Annotated in this window: 24 protein-coding genes; 12 read left to right on the top strand and 12 right to left on the bottom strand. The window is 73.8% G+C overall.

Annotation, left to right across the window (positions count from 1 at the left end):
- Positions 1 to 3: 3 nt before the first annotated feature.
- Positions 4 to 1296 (bottom strand): acyl-CoA dehydrogenase family protein, encoded by a 1293-nt coding sequence (locus F7P10_RS39695; protein ID WP_151017140.1) that lies wholly within the window; start codon positions 1294 to 1296, stop codon positions 4 to 6.
- A 118-nt stretch (positions 1297 to 1414) separates the two neighbouring features.
- Here F7P10_RS39695 and F7P10_RS39690 point away from each other — a divergent pair, with 118 nt between their 5' ends.
- The 3 genes from F7P10_RS39690 (at position 1415) to F7P10_RS39680 (ending at position 4291) form a co-directional block, all read left to right on the top strand.
- Entirely contained in the window at positions 1415 to 2482 is a 1068-nt protein-coding gene (locus F7P10_RS39690; RefSeq protein WP_254716254.1) for a phosphotransferase family protein, read from the top strand.
- Positions 2483 to 2567: 85 nt separating this feature from the next.
- Positions 2568 to 3086 (top strand): GNAT family N-acetyltransferase, encoded by a 519-nt coding sequence (locus F7P10_RS39685; RefSeq protein ID WP_151017139.1) that lies wholly within the window; start codon positions 2568 to 2570, stop codon positions 3084 to 3086.
- A 257-nt stretch (positions 3087 to 3343) separates the two neighbouring features.
- Entirely contained in the window at positions 3344 to 4291 is a 948-nt protein-coding gene (locus tag F7P10_RS39680; protein ID WP_176611826.1) for a TIGR03621 family F420-dependent LLM class oxidoreductase, read from the top strand.
- A 19-nt stretch (positions 4292 to 4310) separates the two neighbouring features.
- On the opposite strand, the gene F7P10_RS39675 is transcribed toward F7P10_RS39680, so the two are convergent.
- Genes F7P10_RS39675 through F7P10_RS39640 form a run of 8 tightly spaced genes read right to left on the bottom strand, consistent with a single transcriptional unit; the run spans position 4311 to position 11495 of the window.
- Complete coding sequence (locus F7P10_RS39675) at positions 4311 to 4955, bottom strand: TenA family protein (RefSeq protein ID WP_151017137.1); 645 nt, start codon at positions 4953 to 4955, stop codon at positions 4311 to 4313.
- Entirely contained in the window at positions 4952 to 5698 is a 747-nt protein-coding gene (locus tag F7P10_RS39670) for a glutamine amidotransferase (protein WP_151017136.1), read from the bottom strand. The genes F7P10_RS39675 and F7P10_RS39670 overlap by 4 nt, the downstream gene beginning before the upstream one ends.
- Before the next feature lie 46 nt (positions 5699 to 5744).
- The gene (locus F7P10_RS39665) at positions 5745 to 6806 is read right to left on the bottom strand and encodes a phosphotriesterase (RefSeq protein WP_151017135.1); all 1062 of its coding nucleotides are present in this window, start codon (positions 6804 to 6806) and stop codon (positions 5745 to 5747) included.
- Positions 6803 to 7849 (bottom strand): ABC transporter permease, encoded by a 1047-nt coding sequence (locus F7P10_RS39660; RefSeq protein ID WP_151017134.1) that lies wholly within the window; start codon positions 7847 to 7849, stop codon positions 6803 to 6805. Before F7P10_RS39660 ends, F7P10_RS39665 begins: the two co-directional genes overlap by 4 nt.
- Position 7850: 1 nt before the next feature.
- Positions 7851 to 8618, bottom strand: coding sequence for an ATP-binding cassette domain-containing protein (locus tag F7P10_RS39655; RefSeq protein WP_151017133.1), 768 nt, complete (start codon positions 8616 to 8618; stop codon positions 7851 to 7853).
- Complete coding sequence (locus F7P10_RS39650) at positions 8618 to 9631, bottom strand: substrate-binding domain-containing protein (protein ID WP_151017132.1); 1014 nt, start codon at positions 9629 to 9631, stop codon at positions 8618 to 8620. The genes F7P10_RS39655 and F7P10_RS39650 overlap by 1 nt, the downstream gene beginning before the upstream one ends.
- Positions 9631 to 10623 carry a carbohydrate kinase family protein gene (locus tag F7P10_RS39645; protein ID WP_151017131.1) on the bottom strand — a complete coding sequence of 331 codons (993 nt, stop codon included), beginning with the start codon at positions 10621 to 10623 and terminating at the stop codon, positions 9631 to 9633. Before F7P10_RS39645 ends, F7P10_RS39650 begins: the two co-directional genes overlap by 1 nt.
- Positions 10620 to 11495, bottom strand: a complete 876-nt coding sequence (locus F7P10_RS39640) for a BtpA/SgcQ family protein (RefSeq protein ID WP_151017130.1) — start codon at positions 11493 to 11495, stop codon at positions 10620 to 10622. Before F7P10_RS39640 ends, F7P10_RS39645 begins: the two co-directional genes overlap by 4 nt.
- A gap of 152 nt (positions 11496 to 11647) precedes the next feature.
- Between F7P10_RS39640 and F7P10_RS39635 the strand changes: the two genes are divergently transcribed.
- Positions 11648 to 12664: a LacI family DNA-binding transcriptional regulator gene (locus tag F7P10_RS39635; RefSeq protein ID WP_218040780.1), complete on the top strand. Its 1017-nt coding sequence runs from the start codon at positions 11648 to 11650 to the stop codon at positions 12662 to 12664.
- Between the two features lie 16 nt (positions 12665 to 12680).
- Positions 12681 to 13781: a M20 family metallopeptidase gene (locus tag F7P10_RS39630; protein ID WP_151017128.1), complete on the top strand. Its 1101-nt coding sequence runs from the start codon at positions 12681 to 12683 to the stop codon at positions 13779 to 13781.
- A 153-nt stretch (positions 13782 to 13934) separates the two neighbouring features.
- Here F7P10_RS39630 and F7P10_RS39625 read toward each other — a convergent pair whose 3' ends face one another.
- Positions 13935 to 14612 (bottom strand): hypothetical protein, encoded by a 678-nt coding sequence (locus F7P10_RS39625; RefSeq protein ID WP_151017127.1) that lies wholly within the window; start codon positions 14610 to 14612, stop codon positions 13935 to 13937.
- A gap of 510 nt (positions 14613 to 15122) precedes the next feature.
- Between F7P10_RS39625 and F7P10_RS39620 the strand changes: the two genes are divergently transcribed.
- Entirely contained in the window at positions 15123 to 16148 is a 1026-nt protein-coding gene (locus tag F7P10_RS39620; protein ID WP_151017126.1) for a permease, read from the top strand.
- On the top strand, positions 16145 to 16930 hold the full coding sequence (locus F7P10_RS39615) for a TIGR03943 family protein (protein WP_151017125.1): 786 nt from the start codon (positions 16145 to 16147) through the stop codon (positions 16928 to 16930). The genes F7P10_RS39620 and F7P10_RS39615 overlap by 4 nt, the downstream gene beginning before the upstream one ends.
- Positions 16931 to 16949: 19 nt before the next feature.
- On the opposite strand, the gene F7P10_RS39610 is transcribed toward F7P10_RS39615, so the two are convergent.
- Positions 16950 to 17492, bottom strand: a complete 543-nt coding sequence (locus F7P10_RS39610) for a hypothetical protein (RefSeq protein ID WP_151017124.1) — start codon at positions 17490 to 17492, stop codon at positions 16950 to 16952.
- Positions 17493 to 18030: 538 nt separating this feature from the next.
- Here F7P10_RS39610 and F7P10_RS39605 point away from each other — a divergent pair.
- The 4 genes from F7P10_RS39605 (at position 18031) to F7P10_RS39590 (ending at position 21223) form a co-directional block, all read left to right on the top strand.
- Positions 18031 to 18312, top strand: coding sequence for a hypothetical protein (locus F7P10_RS39605; protein ID WP_151017123.1), 282 nt, complete (start codon positions 18031 to 18033; stop codon positions 18310 to 18312).
- 10 nt (positions 18313 to 18322) lie between these two features.
- Positions 18323 to 19414 (top strand): winged helix DNA-binding domain-containing protein, encoded by a 1092-nt coding sequence (locus F7P10_RS39600; protein ID WP_151017122.1) that lies wholly within the window; start codon positions 18323 to 18325, stop codon positions 19412 to 19414.
- Between the two features lie 142 nt (positions 19415 to 19556).
- A complete protein-coding gene (locus F7P10_RS39595; protein WP_151017121.1) occupies positions 19557 to 19832 on the top strand; it encodes a hypothetical protein in 276 nt (91 codons plus the stop codon).
- An 89-nt stretch (positions 19833 to 19921) separates the two neighbouring features.
- On the top strand, positions 19922 to 21223 hold the full coding sequence (locus F7P10_RS39590; protein WP_151017120.1) for a DUF2786 domain-containing protein: 1302 nt from the start codon (positions 19922 to 19924) through the stop codon (positions 21221 to 21223).
- A 118-nt stretch (positions 21224 to 21341) separates the two neighbouring features.
- On the opposite strand, the gene F7P10_RS39585 is transcribed toward F7P10_RS39590, so the two are convergent.
- Positions 21342 to 21554: a helix-turn-helix domain-containing protein gene (locus F7P10_RS39585; protein WP_026402102.1), complete on the bottom strand. Its 213-nt coding sequence runs from the start codon at positions 21552 to 21554 to the stop codon at positions 21342 to 21344.
- 263 nt (positions 21555 to 21817) lie between these two features.
- On the opposite strand from F7P10_RS39585, the gene F7P10_RS39580 reads away from it, so the two are divergent.
- Positions 21818 to 22771 carry a hypothetical protein gene (locus tag F7P10_RS39580; protein ID WP_151017119.1) on the top strand — a complete coding sequence of 318 codons (954 nt, stop codon included), beginning with the start codon at positions 21818 to 21820 and terminating at the stop codon, positions 22769 to 22771.
- The last annotated feature ends 218 nt before the right edge of the window (positions 22772 to 22989 follow it).

Here is a 22989-nt window from a genome sequence, read left to right as displayed (position 1 = left end):
TCCTCACTCCTCGCCGATCGCCAGCTCCAGCGCCTCGGCGAAGCGTTCGCGGGCCGCCTCCCGCCGGGTCGGCACGTGCTCGGACGGCCAGAGCCCCTCGACGGGCTCGACGTCGCGCAGCAGCTGCCGGGCCAGGGTGATCTTGTGGACCTCGGTGGGCCCGTCCGCGATCGCCATCGCCTGCGCACCCATCATCATGGACGCGAACGGCATCTCGTTCGACACGCCGAGAGCGCCGTGCAGGTGCATCGCCCGCTGCACCACGTCGTGGTAGACCTTCGGCATCGCGGCCTTGACGGCGGCGATGTCCTTGCGGACCTTCCTGTAGTCGCGGTGCTTGTCGATCAGCCACGCGGTGCGCAGCACGAGCAGCCGGAACTGCTCGATCTCGATCCAGCTGTCGGCGATCTTCTCGCGCGTCATCTGCATCTTCGCCAGCGGCCCGAAGCGGGTCTGCCGGGACACCGAGCGCTCGAGCATCATGTCGAACGCCTTGCGGACCTGCGCGATCGTCCGCATGGCGTGGTGGATGCGGCCGCCGCCGAGCCGGGTCTGGGCGATGGCGAACGCGCCGCCCTCGTCTCCGAGGAGGTTCTCGGCCGGGACGCGGACGTCCTCGTAGCGCAGGTAGCCGTGCGACCCCTCGCGCTCCCCGCCGACGCCGACGTTGCGGACGGTGACCAGGCCGGGCGCGTCGCCGGGGACGATGAACATCGACATGCCCTCGTACGCGCTGACGTCGGGGTTCGTGACCGCCATGACGATCAGGAACTCGGCGTGGCGGGCGTTGGAGCTGAACCACTTCTCGCCGTTGATGACCCAGCCGTCCCCGTCGCGGACGGCGCGCGTGGTGAACAGCGTCGGGTCGGCGCCGCCGTGCGGCTCGGTCATCGAGTACGACGAGGAGATCTCGCCGTCCAGCAGGGGCCGCAGGTAGCGCTCCTTCTGGGTGGGCGTGCCGAAGTGGGCGATGATCTCGGCGTTGCCGGAGTCGGGGGCCTGGCAGCCGAACACCGACGGCGCCCACCGCGAGCGGCCGAGGATCTCGTTGAGCAGCGCCAGCTTCACCTGTCCGTACCCCTGCCCGCCGAGCTCGGGGCCGAGGTGGCAGGCCCACAGGCCCTTCTCCCGCACCTGTTCCTGAAGGGGCCGCACGAGCTTCGCGTAGCGCGGGTCGGCCTTGTCGTACGGGCTGCCGAGGACGAGGTCGAGCGGTTCGACCTCGTCCCGCACGAAGGCGTCGGCCCAGTCGAGAAGTTCCTGGTAGGCGGGGTCGGTCTCGAAGTCCCATGCCATGGCGCGTCTCCTGCCGTCGGTGGCTGGCGTCCCGGCCGATAATGCATCCATTTGAATGAGTAATGCAAGTGCATGACTGTTACTCTCCGGTACTACGTCGTGCCGAAGGGACCCCGCCGTGCAGCAGCCTGAGCAGATCGACCGCGCGCTCCTCGACTTCCGGGTGCTCGCCGCATGGATGGACGCCCGGGGCCTGCCCGGAGGACCGTTCGAGGAGGTCGCGCCGCTGACCGGCGGGACGCAGAACATGCTGGTCCGGTTCCGGCGGGGCGGGCGGGAGTACGTGCTGCGGCGCGGCCCCGCGCACCTGCGGGCCCGCACCAACGACGTCCTGCGCCGGGAGGCCCGCGTGCTGGGGGCCCTGGACGGCACGGACGTGCCCGCGCCGCGCCTGGTCGCCGCCTGCCCGGACGAGTCGGTGATGAACGGCGCCGTCTTCTACCTGATGACCCCGGTCGACGGGTTCAACGCCTCGGTGACGCTCCCGGACCTGCACGCGAACGACGCGTCCGTCCGGCACGAGATGGGGCTGAACGCGGCGCGGGCGCTCGCGGCACTGGGCGCGGTCGACCACGAGGCCGTGGGGCTCGGCGACTTCGGCAAGCCGGCGGGGTTCCTCGAACGGCAGGTCGGCCGGTGGACGTCCGAACTCGACTCCTACGGCGCCCTCGACGGCTACCCGGGCCCCGACATCCCCGGGCTGGACGACGTCGCGCGCTGGCTCGAGGAGCGGCGCCCGAAGGAGTGGCGGCCGGGGATCATGCACGGCGACTACCACCTGGCCAACCTGATGTACTCACCCACCGGCCCGGAGGTCGCCGCGATCGTCGACTGGGAGATGTGCACGATCGGCGATCCGCTGCTGGACCTCGGGTGGCTGCTGGCCACCTGGCCCGACCGCGACGACGAGAGCGCCGCGCTCGCCGGGCCGCTGGGCGCCGCGGGCGGCCTGCCCACCGCGGACGAACTCGTCGGCGCCTACGCGGACCGCGCGGACGCCGTCGCGGGGCGCGACCTGTCGTCCATCACCTGGTACGCGGTCCTGGCGTGCTTCAAGCTCGGCATCGTCCTGGAGGGGACGCACGCCCGCGCCTGCGCGGGCAAGGCGCCCCGCGAGACCGGCGACCTGCTGCACTCGATCACTCTCGGGCTCTTCCGCCGCGCGCACGCCTTCATCGCGTCCTGACACCGGTCGCCGCCCGGCCGCGCCGGAACGCTCCCGGTTCTCCCCCTCGTCCCGCCGTGCGATGATCGGCGGCGGAGGTGCCACGATGAGGATCCGCCGGGGCGGCCCGGAGAGCGCGCCCGCGATGCTGGCGATGCTGGACGGCGCGGTGGCGTGGCTCGTCCGGGAGGGACGGGCCGGGCAGTGGGGCACCGAGCCCTGGTCGCTCGACCCGCGGCGGGTCGAGCGGATCGACGGCATCGCCCGGGAGGACGGGATCTGGGCCGCCGAGGTCGACGGCCGCCCGGCCGGGTTCATGGCGGCCGGGCCGGCGCCGCCGCACTACGTCGAGCCGGTCGACGAACCCGAGCTGTACATCACGCTGCTCGTCACCGACCGCGCGTTCGCGGGGCACGGTGTCGGCGCGGCTCTGATCGGCGAGGCGCGGCGGGAGGCGGCCGCGCGCGGCGCGGGACTGCTCCGCGTCGACTGCTACGGAGGCGGCGACGGACGCCTCGTCGAGTACTACCGGCGCAACGGCTTCGAGCCGGTGGCGGAATTCACGGTCGGCGACTGGCCGGGGCGGCTGCTCGCGCAGCGGGTCACGCCGCCCGGCGGGCGATGATTCGCGGCGGGGCCCATGCCTCACGGCGGCGCGACGACCCGCGCCCGCGCGACGACTTGCGGTGCGGCGTCCGCCGACGCAGTCTGGAAGTGACCGGTGGGGCCGGGCAGTCGGTGACGCCCTTACGCCGCACGGACGGCGATCGAGCCGCTCGCCCGTCCCGCCGGTCGGCACGTTCCGGCGGCCCGCACCTTCCGGCGGCCTGCACGTCGGATTCCCGCCAGCGCCGCCGCGCGCCGGGGGGCAGGCTCGCGGGCATGAACCCTCACGCACGCGCGTTCCGGTTCGGCGTCGTGGGCGGGTCGATCCGCTCGGGCGCCGAACTCGCCGCCACCGCACACCGCGCGGAGGAACTCGGCTACTCGACCCTGACCCTGCGCGACCACTTCGTGCCCGAGCCGTTCGGCGACCAGCTCGCGCCGATGGTGGCGCTCGCGTCGGCGGCGGCCGGCACGCGCACGCTCCGGCTCGGCACGATGGTGCTCGCCAATGACCACCGGCACCCGGTGACGGTGGCCAAGGAGGCCGCCACCCTCGACCACCTGTCGGGCGGCCGGTTCGAGCTGGGCGTCGGCGCGGGATGGCTGCGGGCCGAGTACGACGCCGCCGGGATCCCGTTCGACCCGGCGGGGATCCGGGTGGGGCGGCTGGAGGAGTCGCTGCGGATCCTGCGCAGCCTCCTGTCCGGGGAGCGGACCGTGTTCGCGGGCGAGCACTACCGGATCGACGGGCTGACCGTGTTCCCGCGCCCGGAGCGGCGCCCGCCGCTGGTCGTCGGCGCCGGGAGCCCCCGGATGCTCGGCATCGCCGGGCGGTACGCCGACACCGTCGGCGTCCTGCCCCGGGCGCTCCCCGAAGGGGCCATCTCGGACGAGATCACCGAGCGGCTCCCGGACACGATCGCCCGCAAGGTCGACCGCGTCCGGGACGCCGCGGACGGCCGGGACGTCGAGCTGAGCATGATGGTCACGCCCGCGTTCGGCGCGGACCCGCGCGCGACCGCCGCTCGGGTCGCGGTGCTGCGCGGGTGGGGCACGGCCGCGGCCGGGCTCGTCCCGGACATGCCGTCCCAGTTCGTCGGGCCGCCCGAGCACATCGCCGAGCAGATGATCGCACGCCGGGAACGCTACGGGTTCACCTACTACCAGGTGCCCGACTCCGCCATGGAGCGGTTCGCCGAGGTCGTCGCGCTGCTCGCGGACTGAACGGGCGCGGGCGAACCGCTCAGCGGGGAGCGTAGACGGCGTCGTGGAAGGCGATCTCCGCCTCCAGCATCCCGGCGAACCAGCCGGCGAGCCGGTCGCCCGGGACCTCGGCGGGAACCGCGTCGACCTCCCGGGCGAGCGCCGCGACGCCCCGCCGGAACGCGTCGCCGGCGTGCATCGCGACCCAGTCGGCGATCGGCCCGGACGGGACGCGGCCCTCCCGGTGCGCGCGCCCGCACCAGGCGAGGTACAGGCTCTCGGCGGCGAACATCACCGTCACCACGGCCGCGTGCCCGCCCTCCCGGGCCGCCGCCAGCGCGAACTCCGACAGGACCGCCCCGCGCGCCGCCGCACCCGGACGCGCCGGGACGGGCCAGGCCGCGCGGGCGGCGCGGAAGTAGTCGGCCTGCTCGGTGGTCAGCGCGTGGACCGCCGACGCGTTCCGCTCGATCGCCGCGGCGTCCGGGGCGTCCCAGATCGCCAGGCCGTGCAGGCGCGCGGCGGTGGCGACGAAGGACGCCTCGATCTCGAGGTAGTCGGCGAAGTCCTGCTCGCCGATCGCGCCGGTGCGGACGTCCTCGGCGAACCGCATGCCCGCCGCGCGCTCCAGCGGCTCCGCGCACGCGTCCAGGAGCGCCTCCGCGCGGCCCGCCGGGCGGCTCACGCGGCGAGCCACTCGACGAGGCCGCCGAACACCTTCGCGTAGCCGTCCCACTCCTCGCAGAACGGCCGCGGCGCCCAGTGGGGCGAGCAGTCGGAGGTGAACACCGCCGAGCGGCCGGAGCCGTACGCGGCGACGGCGACGAGCGGGTCGCCGTTGAGCGTGGCCAGGACCTCGGCGTTCTCCCGCGCCTCGACCCGGTTGTAGCCGAGCAGCACGGGCCAGTCGCCCTCGACGCCGCCGAGCGCGGGATGGCCGGTCCCCGGCACGGTGGCGCTCGCCCCCGCGGGCAGCTCCACCCGGTCGTCCTCGGGCAGCAGCTCGACGGGGAGCGCCTCGTGCAGGACCGTGTTGCGGAACGCGCCCTTGGCCTCGAACCCGGTGAACGACAGGTAGCCGCCGACCATCAGCAGGCCGCCGCCGTCCCGGGTCCAGTCGCGCAGCGCGGCGAGCCGGTCCCGTCCCGGCACGGCCCGCTCGAAGACCTCGGGTGCGAGCTGCAGGGAGTTCGCGCCGATGTCCGAGAGGACCACGACGTCGTAGGCGGCGAGGGCGTCCGCGTCCCCGGGGAACTCGGCCGGTACCAGATGGGCGGGCATGTGCTCCACCGTGTGGCCCCGGCCCTCCAGCGCGCGGCGCAGCGGCTCGACGCCGGTGACGTAGGAGGTCGTGGTGAACGAGTCCACCCCCTTGATGTGGGTGGACTGGGTGACCCAGCTCTCTCCGGCGATCAGGACGCGGCTCACTGTTGATCCTCTCTTTCGTGCGGTGTCGGTCTTGGGGGGCGGCCGGTCAGGCCGCGGCGGCCTCGAACAGCCGCGCGGGGTTGTCCCGCAGGAGGCTCTCCGCCACGTCGCGGGGCACGCCGAGATCGGCCAGCCGCCGAACGAACAGGGTCGGCACGTAGCGGAACCCGTTGCCTCCGTAGGCGGTCAGCATGCTCTTGAGGAACACGTCGTGGCTGAGCAGCAGCCGCCCGCCGTACCCGTGCACGATCAGCCACGTGATCGCGTGGGCCGTCTCGTGCGGGGCGGGCGACTGGCCCTCGCCCGGGTAGCGGAACGGCATGCCGATCATGTCGAACTCCAGCCAGACTCCGCGGTCCGCGACGGCGCGCTGGTAGCCGGGGTCGTCGTGGGACGGGTCCATGTGGCACAGCACCACCGCGCCGGGCGGCACGCCGTACTCGTCCAGGACGATGTCGAGGACCTCGTGCGCGCGGCGCTGCCAGCCGGGCAGGTGCACGTACAGGGGGACGCCGGTCTCGCGCTGGGCGCGGGCCGCGGCCCGCAGCGCCAGGTGCTCGGCGGGCGTGAAGTCCGGCGACACGCCGATCTCGCCGATCACGCCCGGCCGGACGCCCGTGCCGTCGGCGCCGCCCGTGAACTCGGCGACCAGCTCGGCGGCGAGATCGCGCTCGCCGGTCCCCGCCAGGTGCGGCGGGTGGTACGGCTCCAGGTACCAGCCCGAGCCCATCACGATCCGCAGGCCGCTGCGTTCGGCGAGCGAGCGCAGGGCGCGCGGGTCGCGGCCGAGGCCGCCGGGGGTGACGTCCACGACCGTCCCGCCGCCCGCGTCCGCGAACGCGCGCAGGTCGGCGAGCATCGCGGCGTCGTCGTCCAGCGTGCAGTGGTCCAGGCAGGCGTAGGGCTGCTCGCGCAGCAGCCAGGCCAGCTCCGGGGTCGTGCGGGCGTCGCGCAGGGACGCCAGGTCCGGATCGTCCGGGTCCGCCGGGGCTCCGACCGCCTTGCGGACGTCGTTGCGCAGGTGCTCGTGGGTGAGGGTGAGGCCCAGGTCCGCGCTCGAGGCCGGACCGGTCGCCGTCGCCACCTCGACGGCCGTCCCCGTCGTCACGCGGGCTCCGTCGGGCCGCCCGCGCCGCGGCGCCGTCCCATCAGGTGCGCGCCCAGTTCGGCGATGCCGTGGCCGCGCAGGTTGAGCCAGATCGCGGCGAGCAGGACCAGGCCGGTGACGATCGGCGTGAGGAAGGGGCTCACGCCCAGCAGCGTCAGCCCGTTCGCGATCACCCCGGTGATCACGGCGCCGATGACGGTGCCGGTCATCGTGCCGCGGCCGCCGAACAGGTCGGTGCCGCCGAGCACCACCGCCGCGATCACGGTCAGCTCGAACGCCTGCGCGGAGTTGGCCGAGCCGGAGCCGAGCCTGGCGGCGGTGAGCAGGCCCGCGATGCCCGCGGCGAGGCCGGTCAGCATCAGCGCGATCATCTTGATGCGGTTCGTGTTCACCCCGGCGCGGCGGACGGACTCCTCCTGCGAGCCGATCCCGTTGACGTAACCGCCGAACCGCGTCTTGGCCAGCAGCACCGCGCCGATCACGACGGTGCCGAGCGCGATCCACGCCAGCGCGGAGAAGCCGAGGAACTCCGCGCGGCCGATCTTGGCGACGTAGAGCCGGGCGTCGATCGGGACCGAGAAGCCCTCGGTCCACAGCTGCGCCAGCCCGCGGATCACCGACATGGTGGCGAGCGTCACGATGAACGGCGGGATCCGGTGGTAGGCGGCGAGGTAGCCGTTCACCGCGCCCCAGAACAGTCCCGCCAGCAGCGCCGCGACGATCACGAGCGAGGAGTCCCAGCCCGCCCGGAGCATCTCGGCGGTGAGGACGGCGACGAACGCGACGGTCGAGCCCACCGACAGGTCGATCTGCCCCGTGGTGATCACGAACGTCATCGCCACCGCGACGATCAGCGTGATCGCGACCTGGGTGGCCAGGTTCGACATGTTGTCGAAGGTGAGGAAGTTGTCGGAGGCGATGCCGAAGACCGCGAACAGCGCGACGGTCACCCCGGCCATCGCCAGGGTCGCCTTGTTGGCGCGGTCCCACAGGCCGGGCGTGTCGGCGCGGACGGTGGGCGCGGGCGGGGCCTGCACGCTCATGTCAGGCCACCTCCTCGGTGGAGTCGGGCCCGGTGACGGCGCCGGAACGGGTGATCAGGGCGACGAGCCGCTCGATGTCGAGCGCGGACACCGGCTCGTCGTCCACGCTGCGGCCCTCGTACATGACGGTGATGCGGTCGCAGACCTCGAACAGGTCCTGCAGCCGGTGGGTGATCAGGATGACGCCGACGCCCTGCGCGGCGACGTCCTTGATCATCGCGAGCACCTGGCGGACCTCGGCGACCGCGAGCGCCGCGGTCGGCTCGTCCAGGATCAGCACGCGCGGCTTGAACGACACCGCGCGGGCGATCGCCACGGCCTGCCGCTGCCCGCCGGACAGGTGCCCGATCTCCTGGTACGTCGACTTGACGCGGACGTGCAGGTCCGACAGCGTCTCCGCGGCCCGGCGGTGCATGGTGCGGCGGTCGACGAACGGCCCCTTGCGAGGTTCGCGGCCGAGGAACAGGTTGCTCGCGACGTCGAGCGTGTCGCACAGCGCGAGGTCCTGGTAGACGATCCCGATGCGCTCGCGGCGCGCGTCCGCGGGGCTGCCGAACCGCACCTCGCGGCCGTCGATCGCGATCGTCCCGGCGTCGTGCTGCAGGGCACCGGCCAGGACCTTCATCAGGGTGGACTTTCCGGCGCCGTTGTCGCCGACGAGGCCGAGGACCTCGCCCGGCGCCAGCGTGAGGTCGACGCCGCGCAGCGACTTCACCGCGCCGAACGACTTGGTGATGCCGCGCAGTGAGACCAGGGGTGCTTCGGCCATCACTTCTCCAGGTAGTACAGGTAGTCCTTGACGTTGGCGGGCGTCACGATCTGGGTCGGGACGGGCACGTCCGCGGGGGCGGACCGGCCGCAGGCCAGGTCGATCGCCGCGTTCATCGAGGCGTAGCCGAACTCGAAGGTGTTCTGCTGGACGACTCCGGTGATCCACCCGTCCCTGAGCCCGTCCACGGCCTGCTGCGACAGGTCCCAGCCGACGACCTCGATGTCCTCGGTGCGCTCCTGGCTGCGGACGGCCGCGGCGAGGCCGATCAGCGCGGGCTCGCCCGTCGCGTAGGCGTAGGGCAGGTCGGGGTTGCCGGTGAGCAGGTTCTCGGCGGCGGTCTGGGCCTGCTCCTGGATGTTGCGGCCGTCCACCACCGTCTCGACCTTCATGCCGCCTGCGGCGACCGCGTCGGTGAAGCCCTTCTGCCGCTCGTTCTGGACGGTGCTGTTCAGCGCGCCGACCACGCCGATCTCGCCCTTCCCGCCGGACATCTCCAGCAGTGCCTCGGCGATCTGCTTCCCGCCCTCGGCGTTGGCGGTGCCGACCTGCGTGGCGACGGCCGGGTCGTCGACGGTGGCGTCCACCGCGACGACCGGGATCCCGGCGGCCTTCGCACGGCGGATCGCGGGCTTGATGCCCTCGGTGTCGACCGCGTCCACGATGATCGCGTCGTAGTCGTCGGCGACCATGTTGTCGATCGCGTTCGCCTGCTTGGTTGAGTCGTCGTCGCCGTTGACGACCTGCATGCTCGCCCCGGCCCTGTCGGCCACCGTCTTCGCACCGGTGTTGATCTGGTTGAAGAAGAGCGCCTGCAGGTTGATCGGGACGACGCCGATCTTGGGCGGCCGGCCGTCCACCTCGCACGTTTCGGCGAACCGCTCGGGCGGCGGCGGCCCCTTCTCCGTGGCCTTCTTCTCGGCGGCGATCTCGCGCCTGGCCTGGACGTCGCAACCGACCGTCGCCGTCAGCAGCAGGCAGATCGCGACCACGGCCCCCACGGTGTGTCGCATCAGGTCTCCTCTCGATGGGATCGGACGGGCGCCGCGGGGGCGTCCGGAGCCGGTGTGCGGGACTCGTGGGTGCGGGACTCCTGGGTGCCGGAGCCGTTCCCGGCGTGCAGGCGTGCCAGGACGGACGCGCGGTGCGGCAGGCCGTCGCGCGCGCCCGGTCTGGTGCACGACAGTCCGGCCGCGACGGCGGCGACGCGGGCGGCGTCGGGCGGCGCGGAGCCCCGGTCGAGTTCCGCGCAGTAGACGCCGGCGAAGCAGTCCCCGGCGCCGGTGGCGTCCACGGCCGTCACCTCGATGGCCGCCCCGGCGTGCCGCGCACCGTCCGGGGCGAACAGCGTCCAGCCGCGCGCACCGTCGGTGACCACCAGGTTTACCCGATGGCGGGCGGCCTCGGCGGCCAGCGCACGGTCGGCGTCGGCGGCGCCCGTCCCGCCCGCGAGCAGTTCGGTCGCCTGCGCACGGCCGACGATGGCGTGGTCGGCGGCGGCGAGCGCGGCCCGCATCGCGCCGGGCCCGTCGCAGCCGTCGAGGTCGACGACGAGCCGCGGCCGGCCGCGCCCGCCGAGCACGTCCGCAGCCTCGGGGAACCGGTATCCGTCCAGGTAGAGCCAGGCGTCGTCGTCCCGTGCCGCGGCCGCCGCAGCCGCGACGTGCTCGCGCGTCACCCGGTCGTCCTGGCTGATGATGGAACGTTCCCCGTCCGGGGTGAGCAGCACGACGGCCGTGGTGAGGACGCCGGACCTGGACGTCCGGCGGGTATCGACGCCGTCTCCGGCGAGGGCGGCGAGGAACGCTGCGCTCGCCGGATCCGGGCCGACGACCCCGGCGAACCGGGCGTCGGCCCCCATCCGGGCTGCCGCCACCGCCGCGTTCGCCGCCATCCCGCCCTCGCCGCGCCGGACGCGGGTGGCCTGCACGCGCGCGGCCGGGCCGGGCAGCACGGGGACCTCGACCGTCAGGTCGACGTTGGCGTACCCGCAGAAGACGATCATGGCAGTTCCGCTCCGGCCTTCGCCGCCGCGGCGGTCAGCTCGCGGACCTTCGCCGCGTCGACCCGCCCCCACCAGCGGCCGTTGTCCTTCACCGAGGACGCGACGATGACGCCGTCGCAGGCGGGCAGCAGCTCCCCGATGTTGCCGGCGGTGATGCCCGATCCGATCACGACGGGCAGGGTGGTGTGCGCCTTGATGCCCCGCACCTCGTCGAGCGCCGCGGCGTCGCCCGTCCGCGAGCCGGTGGCGATCAGCACGTCGGCGCCGAAGAACTCCGCGTCCTCGGTCTGCTCGGCGAGGGTCCGGTCGGCGACGATCGCGTGCGCGCCGTGCTTGACGTGCACGTCGGCGAAGACCTTCACCGGCCCGGCGCCGATCCGGCTGCGGTAGCGGGCTGCGTGCGCCGCCTGCCCCTCGATGATCCCCTCGTTGGCGACGTAGGCGTTGGCCCACTGGTTGACGCGGACGAACCCGCCGCCGCCCGACCAGGCTGAGGCGATCGAGCACTCGGCCGCGTTGGACAGCACGCTGACGCCCGTCCGGCCGCCGGTGGCGTGCCGGACCCGGTCGGTCACGACGGCCATCGCCGCCGCCGTCTCGTAGCCGTGCTCGCCGGGCTTGAGGAACGGGATGTCCCAGTGGTTCTCGACGATGAGCCCGTGGCAGCCGCCGTCCAGGTAGGCCCGCGCCTCCTCGATCGCGAACGCGCAGATCTCGTCCAGCGGGACGCCCTCGTAGTGCGGGCTGCCGGGCAGCGGTGGCAGGTGCACGACGCCGATGACGACCTTGCGGGTCCCGAACAGCTCCTCGATCGCGTTCGGCCCGGGCGGGAAGACGCCAAGCGCCCGCTCGTTCCCCGTCGCCGCCGTCATCGCGCCTCCTATGTAATCGATTGCAGTGAACGTGAGAGGAACCGTAGGTATCGAATCCCTAGGCCGTCAAGGGGTATAGTTCGCCGAAACATAGCTTTAACCTGCGAGGCACGCGTGTCGGCGGCGACTGGAGGAGTAATCGATTGCAGCGGGTGACGATCGCGCAGGTCGCCGAGCGCGCGGGGGTGTCCACCGCCACGGTGTCGCGCGTCCTGTCCGGGCGGGGGCCGGTCTCCGCCGCGGTGCAGCGCAAGGTCAGGACGGCCGCCGACGAGCTCGGCTACCAGGTCAACTCGATCGCGCGCGCCCTGCGCAACAGCCGCACCGACACCGTCGGGATGGTCGTGCCGAGCATCTCCAACCCGTTCTTCACCTCGCTGGTGGAGAACGTCGAGCACGCCCTCGGCCGGGAGGGCAAGGAACTGCTGCTCTGCGACGCCCGCTCCGACCCCGAGGTCGAGGCGCGGCGGCTCGCGACGCTCGTCGCCCGCAACGTCGACGGCATCATCGTGAGCCCGAGCCACGGCACGCTGAGCGGCGCCGCCGTGCAGGAGACCGCCGACCGGCTGCCGCTGGTGCAGCTCGACCGGTTCGTGGGCGGCACCAGCACCGACTGGGTGGGCGTGGACGACGTCGCCGCGATGCGCCAGGTCATGGACCACCTGCACGCGGGCGGGGCGCGGTCGGCCGCGTTCGTCGGCTCGCTGCTGACCAACTCCTCCACCGAGCAGCGCTTCGAGGGGTTCCGCCGCCGCGCGGGCGACCTGGGCATCGCCGTGGCGCCCGAGCAGGTCCTGCTCGGCGACTACAGCGTCGAGTGGGGCGAGACCGCCGTCGCACGGTTGCTCGACGGGGGCGTCCCGCCGGACGCGATCGTGTGCGCCGACGACCTGATCGCCCTCGGCGTCACCCGCGCCTGCCGCGCGCACGGCGTGGACGTCCCGGGCCGCGTCCAGGTGACCGGCTACGACAACATCGAGTTCGCGCGGCTGGGCGAGCCCGCGCTGACGACCGTGGACCAGCCCCGCGAGCGGATCGCGGCCGAGGCCGTCCGGCTGCTGGCCGCGGCGGCCGCGGCCGGCGCCGGCCGGGAGGTGCGCGGGCCGTCCGCGCACATCGCGCTGGTGCCGAGCCTGGTCGTCCGCGACAGCACCCGCGCGGACGCCTGAGCGGAGGGAACCGGCAATGGACACGACGGACCGGACGATCGACGCGCTGGACCTGGCGCGGCGGCTGGTGCGGATCGACACCAGGGGCGGCGCGGAGCGCGCCGCCGCCGACCTGGTGGCGGACGTGCTCGACGGCGCGGGCTTCGAGGTCGCGGTCACCGAGCCGGAGGCGGGGCGCGCGAACGTCGTCGCCCGCCGCGGGCCCGCCGTGCCGCGCGTGCCGGTCACCTTCACGGGACACCTGGACACCGTCCCCGCCGACCCGTCCGGCTGGTCGTTCGACCCGCTGGGCGGCGAGGTGCGCGACGGCCGGCTGCTCGGGCGCGGCAGCAGCGACATGAAGGCGGGCGTGGCGTGCCAGGTCGCGGCCGCCGCCGGGGCCGCGCCCGGCCGTCCGCTGCAGCTGGTGTTCACGTTCGGCGAGGAGACCGGCTGCGACGGGGCCGCGCGGCTGGACGCGGCGTCGCTCGTCCCGTCGGACCTGCTGGTCGTGGCGGAGCCGACCGCGAACCGGACGGTCCTCGGGCACAAGGGCACGTTGTGGCTGCGGGCGACCGCGCGCGGGGTGTCCGCGCACGGCTCGCGCCCCGAGCTCGGCCGCAACGCGCTCGCCGCGCTCGCGGGCGCCGCGACGCGGGTGCACGGGTACCGCGAGTGGCCGGTGAGCCCGACGCACGGGCCGGTGACGGTGAACGTCGGCACCTTCCGGGCGGGCGTGCAGCCGAACCTGGTGCCCGACCGCGCCGAGATGCGGCTGGACGTCCGCACCGTCCCGGGATTCGGGTCGGACGAGGCCGTCGCGGCGATCGCGGAGCTGTGCGGCCCGGACGTCGGGCTCGAACGGCTCGTCGACCTGCCCGGCGTCGCCACGGACCCCGCCGCGCCGGGCGTCGCACGGGTCCTGGAACTGCTCGCGCCGGGCGCGTCCGCGCGGGAACCGGAGTACGCGACGTACTTCACGGACGCGTCGGTGCTGACGGCGATGCTCGGCGATCCGGCCGTGGTGGTCTACGGCCCCGGCGACCCCGAACAGGCCCACGTGACCGACGAGTCGTGCTCGGTGCGCGGGATCGACGAGGCGGGCGCGGCGTTCCGCCGGCTGCTCGGCGGTTCGTGATCGGTATTTCCGGGATCCGTTGTCGCGGGGTCCGCATTCCGTTCTTCCGCGTCCCGGTATTGGACGGATCATGAAATGCCGGAAGGCCCCGGCGATCCGGAGATCGCCGGGGCCTTCCCGTTCGCGCGCCGGTGCGGACGCGCGAGGCCGGTATCAGGCGTTGAAGGGCTGCGGCTCGCCGCGCTCGCCCGCGCCGTCGCCCCACTCGAGGACCTCCCACTTGAGGCCCTCGAGGTGGCCCTGGCCGGTGCCGGTGTCGTAGTCGCTCTCGGGCTCCCCGCCGTCCAGCAGGTACCGGAAGGTGTAGGTGTCGAGGTCCAGCATGATCCCCCGGTGCGAGGGCTCGCCGGGTCCGCGGTCGCCGACGAAGCCGGTGACGCTGCGGCCGTTGTAGCTGACCTTGACCTTGGTCATCATCGGCCAGCTCGGGCTGGCGAACATGCCCTTCTGCATGGGCTCGCCGCTCGCCGGGGCGCCGGTGTCGCCGCGGATGCCGGAACCGTCGTCCCAGAAGTAGGACGCCTTGGTCTCGCCGCTGAGCAGGACCTTGTCCTTCTTCTCGTCCTTGGCGGCGTCGGGCTTCTTCGCCGCCTCGCCGCCACCGGATCCGGCGGGCTTCTCGGCCTCGGGCTTCTCGGCCTCGGGCTTCGCCGAGCCCCCGCCCGCCGCCGGGGCCTTGTGCTCCTGCGCGGAGGTGACCTGCTTGGACAGGAGCATCTGCTCGTCGGGAGCGCCATCGTCGCTGGCGGCCGCCACACCGGCCACGAGCATCCCGGCCAGTGCGGTGCCGGTGATGCCGGTCAGGACGACGTTGATCGCTCGCTTCTGCATGTGATTCCTTCGTTCGGCCGACAGGACCGCCGTTCCGCGCCGGAGCACAGGGGCGTCCGGGCAGGAGGGAACGGCTATCGAGACTCGGGACTCGAGATGCACCGCCGCGTAGCGGACCCGCATGCCCGGACCCGCGGGCATGGCGGGCCGCGCCCGCGCCGGACACCGGGCGCCCGTTCGCGGGCGCGCGTCGACGCGGGTGGAATGAAGCGGGAGAATTGCCGACCGGGGGCGCTCGGGCCCGCCCGGCCGCGGTCGGCTGCATGGATGCGACCGCGATTCGGCAGAGTGGTCCCCGCCTGGCGGGCGGGAGCGACGGCTCTGGGACAGCCCAGGTCAGAGGTTCTTTGACCAGGACCTGACGACGAGCATATACGCCATTACCGACATTTCGCCAAATCCTGGGATATTTTACCTTTCAGAAGGTAGATCGTTTATCGGGAAGTGCGCCGGAACGCCTTTCACGGCGGCGGTCCCGGGCACCCTCCCGGTTGTGACACGATCTCCTTCATGAACCACGCCGACCTCCGGACGGTCGACGACGATCTTCTTCCCCCCGCGGACTGGGCGCCGCGCCGCCGGCTCGAGCCGGGCACCCGCGCCGCCCTCGGCTTCACCGCGCTCGCCGCGGCGCTGCTGCTCGCCCGTGCCCTGGCCGCCCCGCACATCGACGCCCGCGCGCTGGACGCCTGGGCGACGATCTTCGTGGCGATCTGCGTGCAGGCGCTGCCGTTCCTGGTCTTCGGGGTGATCCTCTCGGCCGCGATCACCGCCTTCGTCCCGCCGTCCTTCTGGCGCCGGGCGCTGCCCCGCCGTCCGGGTGCCGCCGTCCCGGTCGCCGGCGCGCTCGGCACCGTCCTGCCGGGCTGCGAGTGCGCCTCGGTTCCGGTCGCGGGCGGCCTGATGGCCCGCGGCGTGGCGCCCGCCGCCGCGCTGACCTTCCTGCTCGCCGCGCCCGCCGTGAACCCGGTGGTGATCGTCGCCACCGCCGTCGCGTTCCCCGGCTCGCCCGAGATGGTGGCCGCCCGCTTCGTCGCGTCCCTGCTCGTCGCCGTGCTGGTGGGCTGGACGTGGACGCTGTTCGGCAAGGGCGAGTGGATCCGCGTCCCGTCCCGTCCGGACGCGGCCTCCGGCGGCCGCCTGGACGCCTTCCGGCAGGCGATGCGGCACGACATCATGCACGCGGGCGGCTTCCTGGTCGTCGGCGGGATCGCCGCCGCCACGATCAACGTGCTGGTGCCGCCGTCCTGGGTCGACCGCGTCGCCGACGTGCCGTGGCTCGCGATCCTGGTGCTGGCGCTGCTGGCCGTGCTGATGTCGATCTGCTCGGAGGCGGACGCGTTCGTCGCGGCCAGCCTCACGCAGTTCTCCCCCACGGCGAAGCTGGTGTTCCTCGTCGTCGGACCGATGGTCGACCTCAAGCTCATCGCCCTGCAGACCGGCTTCTTCGGGCGGCGCTTCGCCGTCCGGTTCGTCCCCCTGACCCTCGTCCTGGCCATCGGGGTGGCCACGCTCGTCGGAGGTGTGCTGCTGTGACGCGTTCCACCCAGAACTTCCTGCTGATCACGATCGGCGCGGCCGTGTTGTGGATCACGTTCGGCAGCGGCGAGTACGTGAACTACGTCAAGCCGGGGTTCCGCTACCTGCTGGCGCCCGCCGGCCTGGCGCTCATCCTGCTGGGGGCCGCCGGGCTGCGCCGGGAGTGGCGGGCCGACGCCCCGCGGGACGCGGGAGACCCGTGCGCGGCCCCCGGCGTCGCCGCGGACGCCGCCGCCGGGCACGACGAGGCGCACGGGCACGGCCACGACCACTCCCGGGGCCCCCGGGTGGCGTGGCTGCTGTGCCTTCCCGTCCTGATCATCTTCGCGATCGCGCCGCCCGCGCTCGGCTCCTTCACCGCGAGCCGCGACACCGGGCGTCCCGCGCCCCCGCCCGCACCCCCCGAAGAGGGCTACGGCCCGCTGCCGCGCACGGGCGGGCCGATCGCGATGACCATGGGCGAGTACATCGGGCGCTCGTTCCTCGAGCAGACGGGCCGCGCGGCCACGCTTCGGGACGTCCCCGTCCGCCTCACGGGATTCGTCACACCGCTCGACGGGGTCGGCTGGCAGGTCACCCGGCTGAACATGGCGTGCTGCGCGGGCGACGCCATGCCCTTCTCGGTCATCGTCCACGACCGGCCCCAGCCCCCGGAGGGCGCTTGGGTCCAGGTCGTCGGAACGTGGATGCCGCCGGAAGGCAAGGCCCAGACGGGCGTTCACGACCTGCGCGGCATTTCGGTCGAACGCGTCTCCCAGCCGGAGAACCCCTACGAGTAGGGACCGACGCGGCGCGGAGTCAGTGCGTCGGGTAGACCGACGGCACGAGCGGAGTCGGGCCGGTCCCGCCGACCGTCATGTGCCCGCCGGTGTCCTGGCCGTAGGGCGCCTGCGCGTAGGGGGCCTGCGCGTAGGGGGCCTCCGCGTACGGGGCCTCCGCGTAGGGCGCCTGCGCGTAGGCCGCCTCGGCGAACGCGGGCTGACCGTAGGGCGCACCCGCGCCGAGGCCGAAGCCGGGGTCCCCGAACGGGGCGCCGGCGGACGGCGCGGCGTTCTGCACGGGCGGCGCGCCCTGCGGGGGCACCGGCGGCGGGACGTGCGAGCCGTCGGCCCGCCGCGGTTCGACCGGCTGCTCCCCCGCGGGCGCCGCGCGACGCTCGGCCAGGACGGCCATCAGCGCGCGGGCCGTGTCCGCGTCCATCCGCAGCAGGACGCTGGGCGTCCCGCCCTGGTCGACGAAGGGGGACACCGACGGGTCGGCCGGCAGCTGGGGCAGCGCGGCCCGCATCTCCTCGCGGAGATCCTGGGCCAGCCGCAGCGCCTGTCGGTCACTGTCGCTCAAGTGTGCGGTCATCGCGATCTCCGGCGAGTTCACGTGCGGGGGGTCCGGGGCAATCCTGCTAGCAATGGCGTGCATGTGCAAGAGCCGATGCACGTGCATTTTACGGTATATCAGCCCGTAACCTTCGCGCCCGCCGCTCGTTCCCGATCACGCCGACCTCCGCTCCCCGACCTCCTGCAGCACTCTGACCAGCGATGATCCGGCCGGTCGCCGGTGCGCGCGGCGCGATCCCGAGCGGCGCCGGGGGCCGTCCCGGACCGGAGCCTCGGCGGCGGGCGTCGCGCGTCCTGGCCGGTCCGGGAGGTCGTGCGCGCATCGCCCGGACGAGCGAGGACGGCACCGCCGGGCTCGCGGGCTCTCGCGTCACGACGGCACCTTGAGACTTATCTCACTCGCCCCGAGAACGGGGCTCACGGGGCCGCCCCATCCCTCCTCGCGACCGGGGAGGCTCGGCACCGCCACGAGCGCGAGGACGCACACGACGGCGGCGACCACCCGCTACCCGGCGGACCAGACCGCCGGTAAGGCGTCGATCACCTTGGCCCGGGCGGCCGCGCCCCCGCCCGCGGCCTCCACGGCGCCCGGCGCCGCGCCCACCGAGCGCGCCGGCGCGCGTCCCCGCCGGACGGCGGCCCGGCCGCTCGTGGAAGGTCTCGGGCTCGCGTGGGCGCCGTTCCCGTTGGAACTGCCGCCGCTCGTCCTGTCGCCGACGTGGCACGTCCGCCACGACGCCGGTCCGCCCGCCGCCGACGCGTGGCTGCGCGGGTGCGTCCGGACGGCGGGCCGCAACATCGCCGCCGACGACGACGGCCGGGAGTAAAGTCGGCGCCGTGAACCAGACCCTCGACATCCGGGCGCTCAACCGGGCCACCCTGGCACGGCAGCTGCTCCTGGCGCGGGAACGGGCGACCGTCACCGAAGCCGTGGGCCGGCTGCTCTGCATGCAGGCGCAGGAGCCCAAACCGCCCTTCCTCGGGCTGTGGAGCCGCCTGGAGGGCTTCGAGGCGTCCGATCTCCGCGCGGCGCTGCACGACCGCTCGCTCGTCCGGGCGACGACGATGCGCGCCACGCTCCACCTCATGACCGCGGCGGACTACGGCGCCTTCCGCGAGACGCTCCAGCCGGTGCTGGACGCCGCCATGCGCGTGCTCGGCGACCGCGCCGAGGGCCTCGACGCCGGCGCGACGGCCGACGTGGCACGCGCGCTGCTCCGCGAGCGTCCGCGAACGTTCAACGAGACGCGCGCGCTCCTGAAGGAGGAGTTCCCGGACGTCGACGAACGCGCGCTCGGCTACGCCGTCCGGATGTGCGTCCCGCTGGTCATGGTGCCCACCGGCGACAGGTGGGCCTTCCCGCGCGCCTCCGAGTTCGCGCTCGCCGACTCCTGGCTCGGGTTCGCACCCGCCGCCGAACCCGCCGTCGACGCGCTGATGCTGCGCTACCTGGCGGCCTACGGCCCCGCCTCGGCGGCCGACGCGCAGACCTGGTCGGGCCTGGCGGCGCTCGGCGAGGTGTTCGACCGGTTGCGGCCACGGCTGCGCGTCCTCACCGACGACGCGGGCCGCGAGCTGTTCGATCTCCCCGACGCACCGCGTCCGGACGGGGACGTCCCGGCGCCCGCGCGCTTCCTGCCCGAGTTCGACGCGCTCGTCCTCGCGCACGCCGACCGGCGGAGGATCATCGCCGACGCCCACCGCCCTTCGCTCACCACGAAGAACCTGCGCGTCCGCGCCGTGTTCCTGTGGGACGGGTTCGCGCGGGGCGTATGGGAGACCGACTACAAGCGTCGCGTGGCCACCCTGCGGCTGCGGCCGTTCGAGCCGCTGCCGCGCGCGGCGGAGGCGGCACTGACCGCCGAGGGCGAGGCGCTGCTGCGCTTCCTCGAACCGGCGGCGAAGGAGACCGCCGTCACGGTGGAATGACGCTATGGGGGCGGTCGACTCCGAATGGTGATCGATCTGATACCTGTACTGATTGAAAGATCCACCATTTCGGCGCAAGCTGTCTCCGACGTCTGGAATGTCCCGCCCGTTCCTTCCGCCACACCGCCGACAGGACGCGACCATGTTCGAGATCTGGGAGACGAACGAGCCCGCCCGGCTCATCAGCGACGCGGGGACCCTGGAGGTGGCGCTGGAGAAGGTCGACACCATGTGCCGGCTCCGGCACGACCAGGCCGTCGCGCACATCGGTGACACCCGCGAGCACTACCACTTCGAGATCCGGGACAACGCCGGCAAGGCCCTCGCCCGGCTGAGCTACGCCCCCGACACGTCCCGCTCCTACCAGAGCGTCGTGATCGAAGAGATGCGGGACCCGCACCCGGCCACCGACCGCTGACCGCTCCGCGGCGTCCCGCCGCGGCCGCCGCCGGACCGTGGCAGTATGCCTCCTGTTCCTCGGAAGACCTCACGAGACGGGAGTGCCGGGTGCGCGAGGCGTGGCGACCGCCACGGCACGGCGGGACCGCGCCGGATCCGGCGGAGGCCGGAGAGCTGACCGCCGCCGCCCTGGCCGCGCTGTCGCACGGCGACGCCGGCGCCTTCCGGGCACGCACGTCCGTCCTCGCCCGCGCGGGCGGCCCCGAATGGACGCGCGCCGTCGACCGCTGCCTGGCCGAGCGGCTGCACCGGGCCGTCGGCACCGCCTGGGAGCGCGGTTGGCAGCCCGCCGACGTCGTCCGCTACACGGCCCGCAGGCGGACCGCCCGGCACGCGCGGCTCGCGACGGACGCCGTCGCGGCCGAGATGCGCGCCTACTCCGCCGCCACCGTGGACGACCGCTGGCAGGAGCAGCTCGCCGGACTCGGCGCCCGGATCTGGTGGGGTGACGACGCGGGCTACGCGGACGCCTGGTGCGCGCGCGAGGACGTCGGCCGGACGACCTTCGTGGCCTGCACCGCCGAGCTCGTCCATCTCCTGGAGGGACTGCCCCGGCTCGCGCGGCTCGGGCCGCCGCCCGGGACCGCGCCGGGCAAGGTCCCGCGGCACCGCCCACGCGACGTCGACCAGCGGATGCTCGGCAGGGTTCGGGCCCTCCTCGCGAAGGCGGAGTCGACGGAGTTCCCCGAAGAGGCCGAGGCGCTCAGCGCGCGCGCTCAGGAACTCATCGCCCGCCACAGCATCGACCGCGCGCTGCTGGACGCGGACTCGGAGGACGCGGGCGGGCCCGCGGGGTGCCGCATCCCCGTGGACAGTCCGTACGACGCCCCCAAGGCCGTCCTGCTCACGGTCGTGGCGGACGCCAATCACTGCAGGGCCGTCTGGCACCGCGAACTCGGGTTCTCCACGGTCCTGGGCTTTCCCGCCGATCTCGCGGCGGTCGAGATGCTGTTCACGTCCCTGCTGGTGCAGGCGACGTCGGCGATGGTGCACGCGGGTCCGCGGCGGGACTCGGGCGGACGCTCACGGACGCGGTCGTTCCGGCACGCCTTCCTCAACGCCTACGCGGCGCGGATCGGCGAACGGCTGCGGGACGCGGCCGGCGCGGTCGCGGAACGGGCCGCCGCCGAACGGGCGGCCGCGGGCGCCGGCGGGAGGGATCCACTGCCCGTGCTGGCCGCGCGCGACGGAGACGTCGACCGGGCCGTCGAGACGATGTTCCCGAATCTGGCCAGGGGACGGGCGGGTTCGGTGTCCAATCTCGAGGGCTGGGCGGCCGGGCGGGCGGCCGCCGACCTCGCCAGCCTGAACGGCCGGTCCGAGGTCACCGGGGCGCGTCGCCGTACCTAGGGTCTGCTCGTACGGGGCGCGGCCCCGCTGCGCACGGGGTCCCCCCGGGGGGCGAGGGGGACGTCCGTTCATGTGCTCGCCTCTGCTGGTCGGGATGGGTTCACGGAACGGGAGCGGTTCAGCCCTTCTTGCGCCGGGTGTTCCCGCCGCGGCCGCGCAGCGGGACTCCCGCCTCCTTCAGGACGTTGTAGATGAACCCGTACGACCGGCCCGTCTCGGCCGCCAGGTCCCGGATGCTCTCGCCGGCCGCGTACCGCGGAGCGAGCTCCTTGGCGAGCTGCGTGCGTTCGGCACCGGTGACTCGGGTGCCCCTCGACAGAGTTCGGGTCACGGGAACCTCCTGTTCGACGGCTGGGCCGCGGGTCCGTCCCCGCAGCTCACAGCAGTGTTGATCTACCCAACGTACACATTCCCCCCAATTACGCCCGCGATGCCGCACGAATCGCCACGAATTCGGCCGAAGCTGGTCTTTTCCGTGGTGAACGGCGTGTCGTGACCTGATCCCGACCCCGGTTATCCACAGAACGCGTTTCTGGTGCACCGGAGCGTGACGGCGCCCGATGCTGGCCGTATCCGTCTCTAGAAGGAGCCCGCATGAGCGCCATCACGTTCCCCGTCCCCGCGACCACCACGTCCCGGTTCGCCGTCGCCGCCGACCGCGTCCCGCACGACCTCGCGAACCTCCTTCCGCGCGCACCGTCCGGTCCTTACGACGCGCACATCGCCGGGCGCCTCGGCACGCCCCAGCTCGAGCTCTCCCGGGACGAGCCGGCCTCGATGCGCTGGAACCCGCTGCGCGTCCGGGCCGCCCGTCCCGAGGAGCGGCGGGAGGAACGGGCCTTCCACGACGCCGCGGAGTTCGCGGTCGTCACGGCCACCGCACCGATCACCGACCAGCCCCGCGCGTCGCAGGTCGCCCGCGCCGCCGCCCGCGCCCTCGCGGACGCCGTCGGCGGGATCGCCGCCGACCTGGTCACCGGCCACATCCTCGCGCCCGGTGGCGAACGGCCCCGGTTCGTCCTCGCGGACCGCTGGCTCGGCGACGTCCTGCCGCCCTTCCGCGCCGACGGCCGATGCACCGCGCCCGACCCCGAACACGACCCCGAGGGCGTCAACGGCTGCTCGTGCGTCCGCCTCCGCACCCGCGGCCTGCGCCGGTTCGGGCTCCCCGAGCTCCAGATCGACGGAGTCGCCTGCCCGCACGACCTCGCGGCGCTGAACGTCCTGCGCAGCGCCGCCCGGCGGCTGGTGACCGACCACTGGTCCTGGCTCGCCACCGGCCCGGCCGACCGGTCCCGCACCATCGACCGCGACGTCCACCTCACCGAGGCCGACTTCGGCGACTTCTGGGGCTCCGGCCACCGCGTCCACCTCACGCCTCCCAGCCCGTTCCGGATCCGTCTCGGTCCGCTCACCGCACGCCTGCTGACCGTCGACCCGCCCGAGGAGTTCGGCGGCACCGTCAACGACTGGCTGTGGGGCGACCAGATCCCCCTGGGGCTCTATGACGTGATCGACTCTCCAGGGCACCTCCCAGCGGTCGCCTGACCCCGGCGGGCGCGTCACCCGGCGGTTGGACATGTGTGGCTCCCACTGCACCGTGGGAGCACCGCACGGCCACTTGCCGAGGGTGCGCAAATCGCGCGAAATCACCAGGCAGCGCACCGTAGAAGTGAAAAAAGATCTTCACCCCGACATCCATGAAGTGACCGAAAGTCAACGCTCCGTAGTCAATCTGGCTACGATCGGACCCCGACGGTGACCAA

The sequence above is a fragment of the Actinomadura sp. WMMB 499 genome (assembly GCF_008824145.1).
Classification (GTDB): Bacteria; Actinomycetota; Actinomycetes; order Streptosporangiales; family Streptosporangiaceae; genus Spirillospora.
Note: the sequence above shows the minus strand (reverse complement) of the source record. Positions and strands in the feature narration are given on the sequence as shown.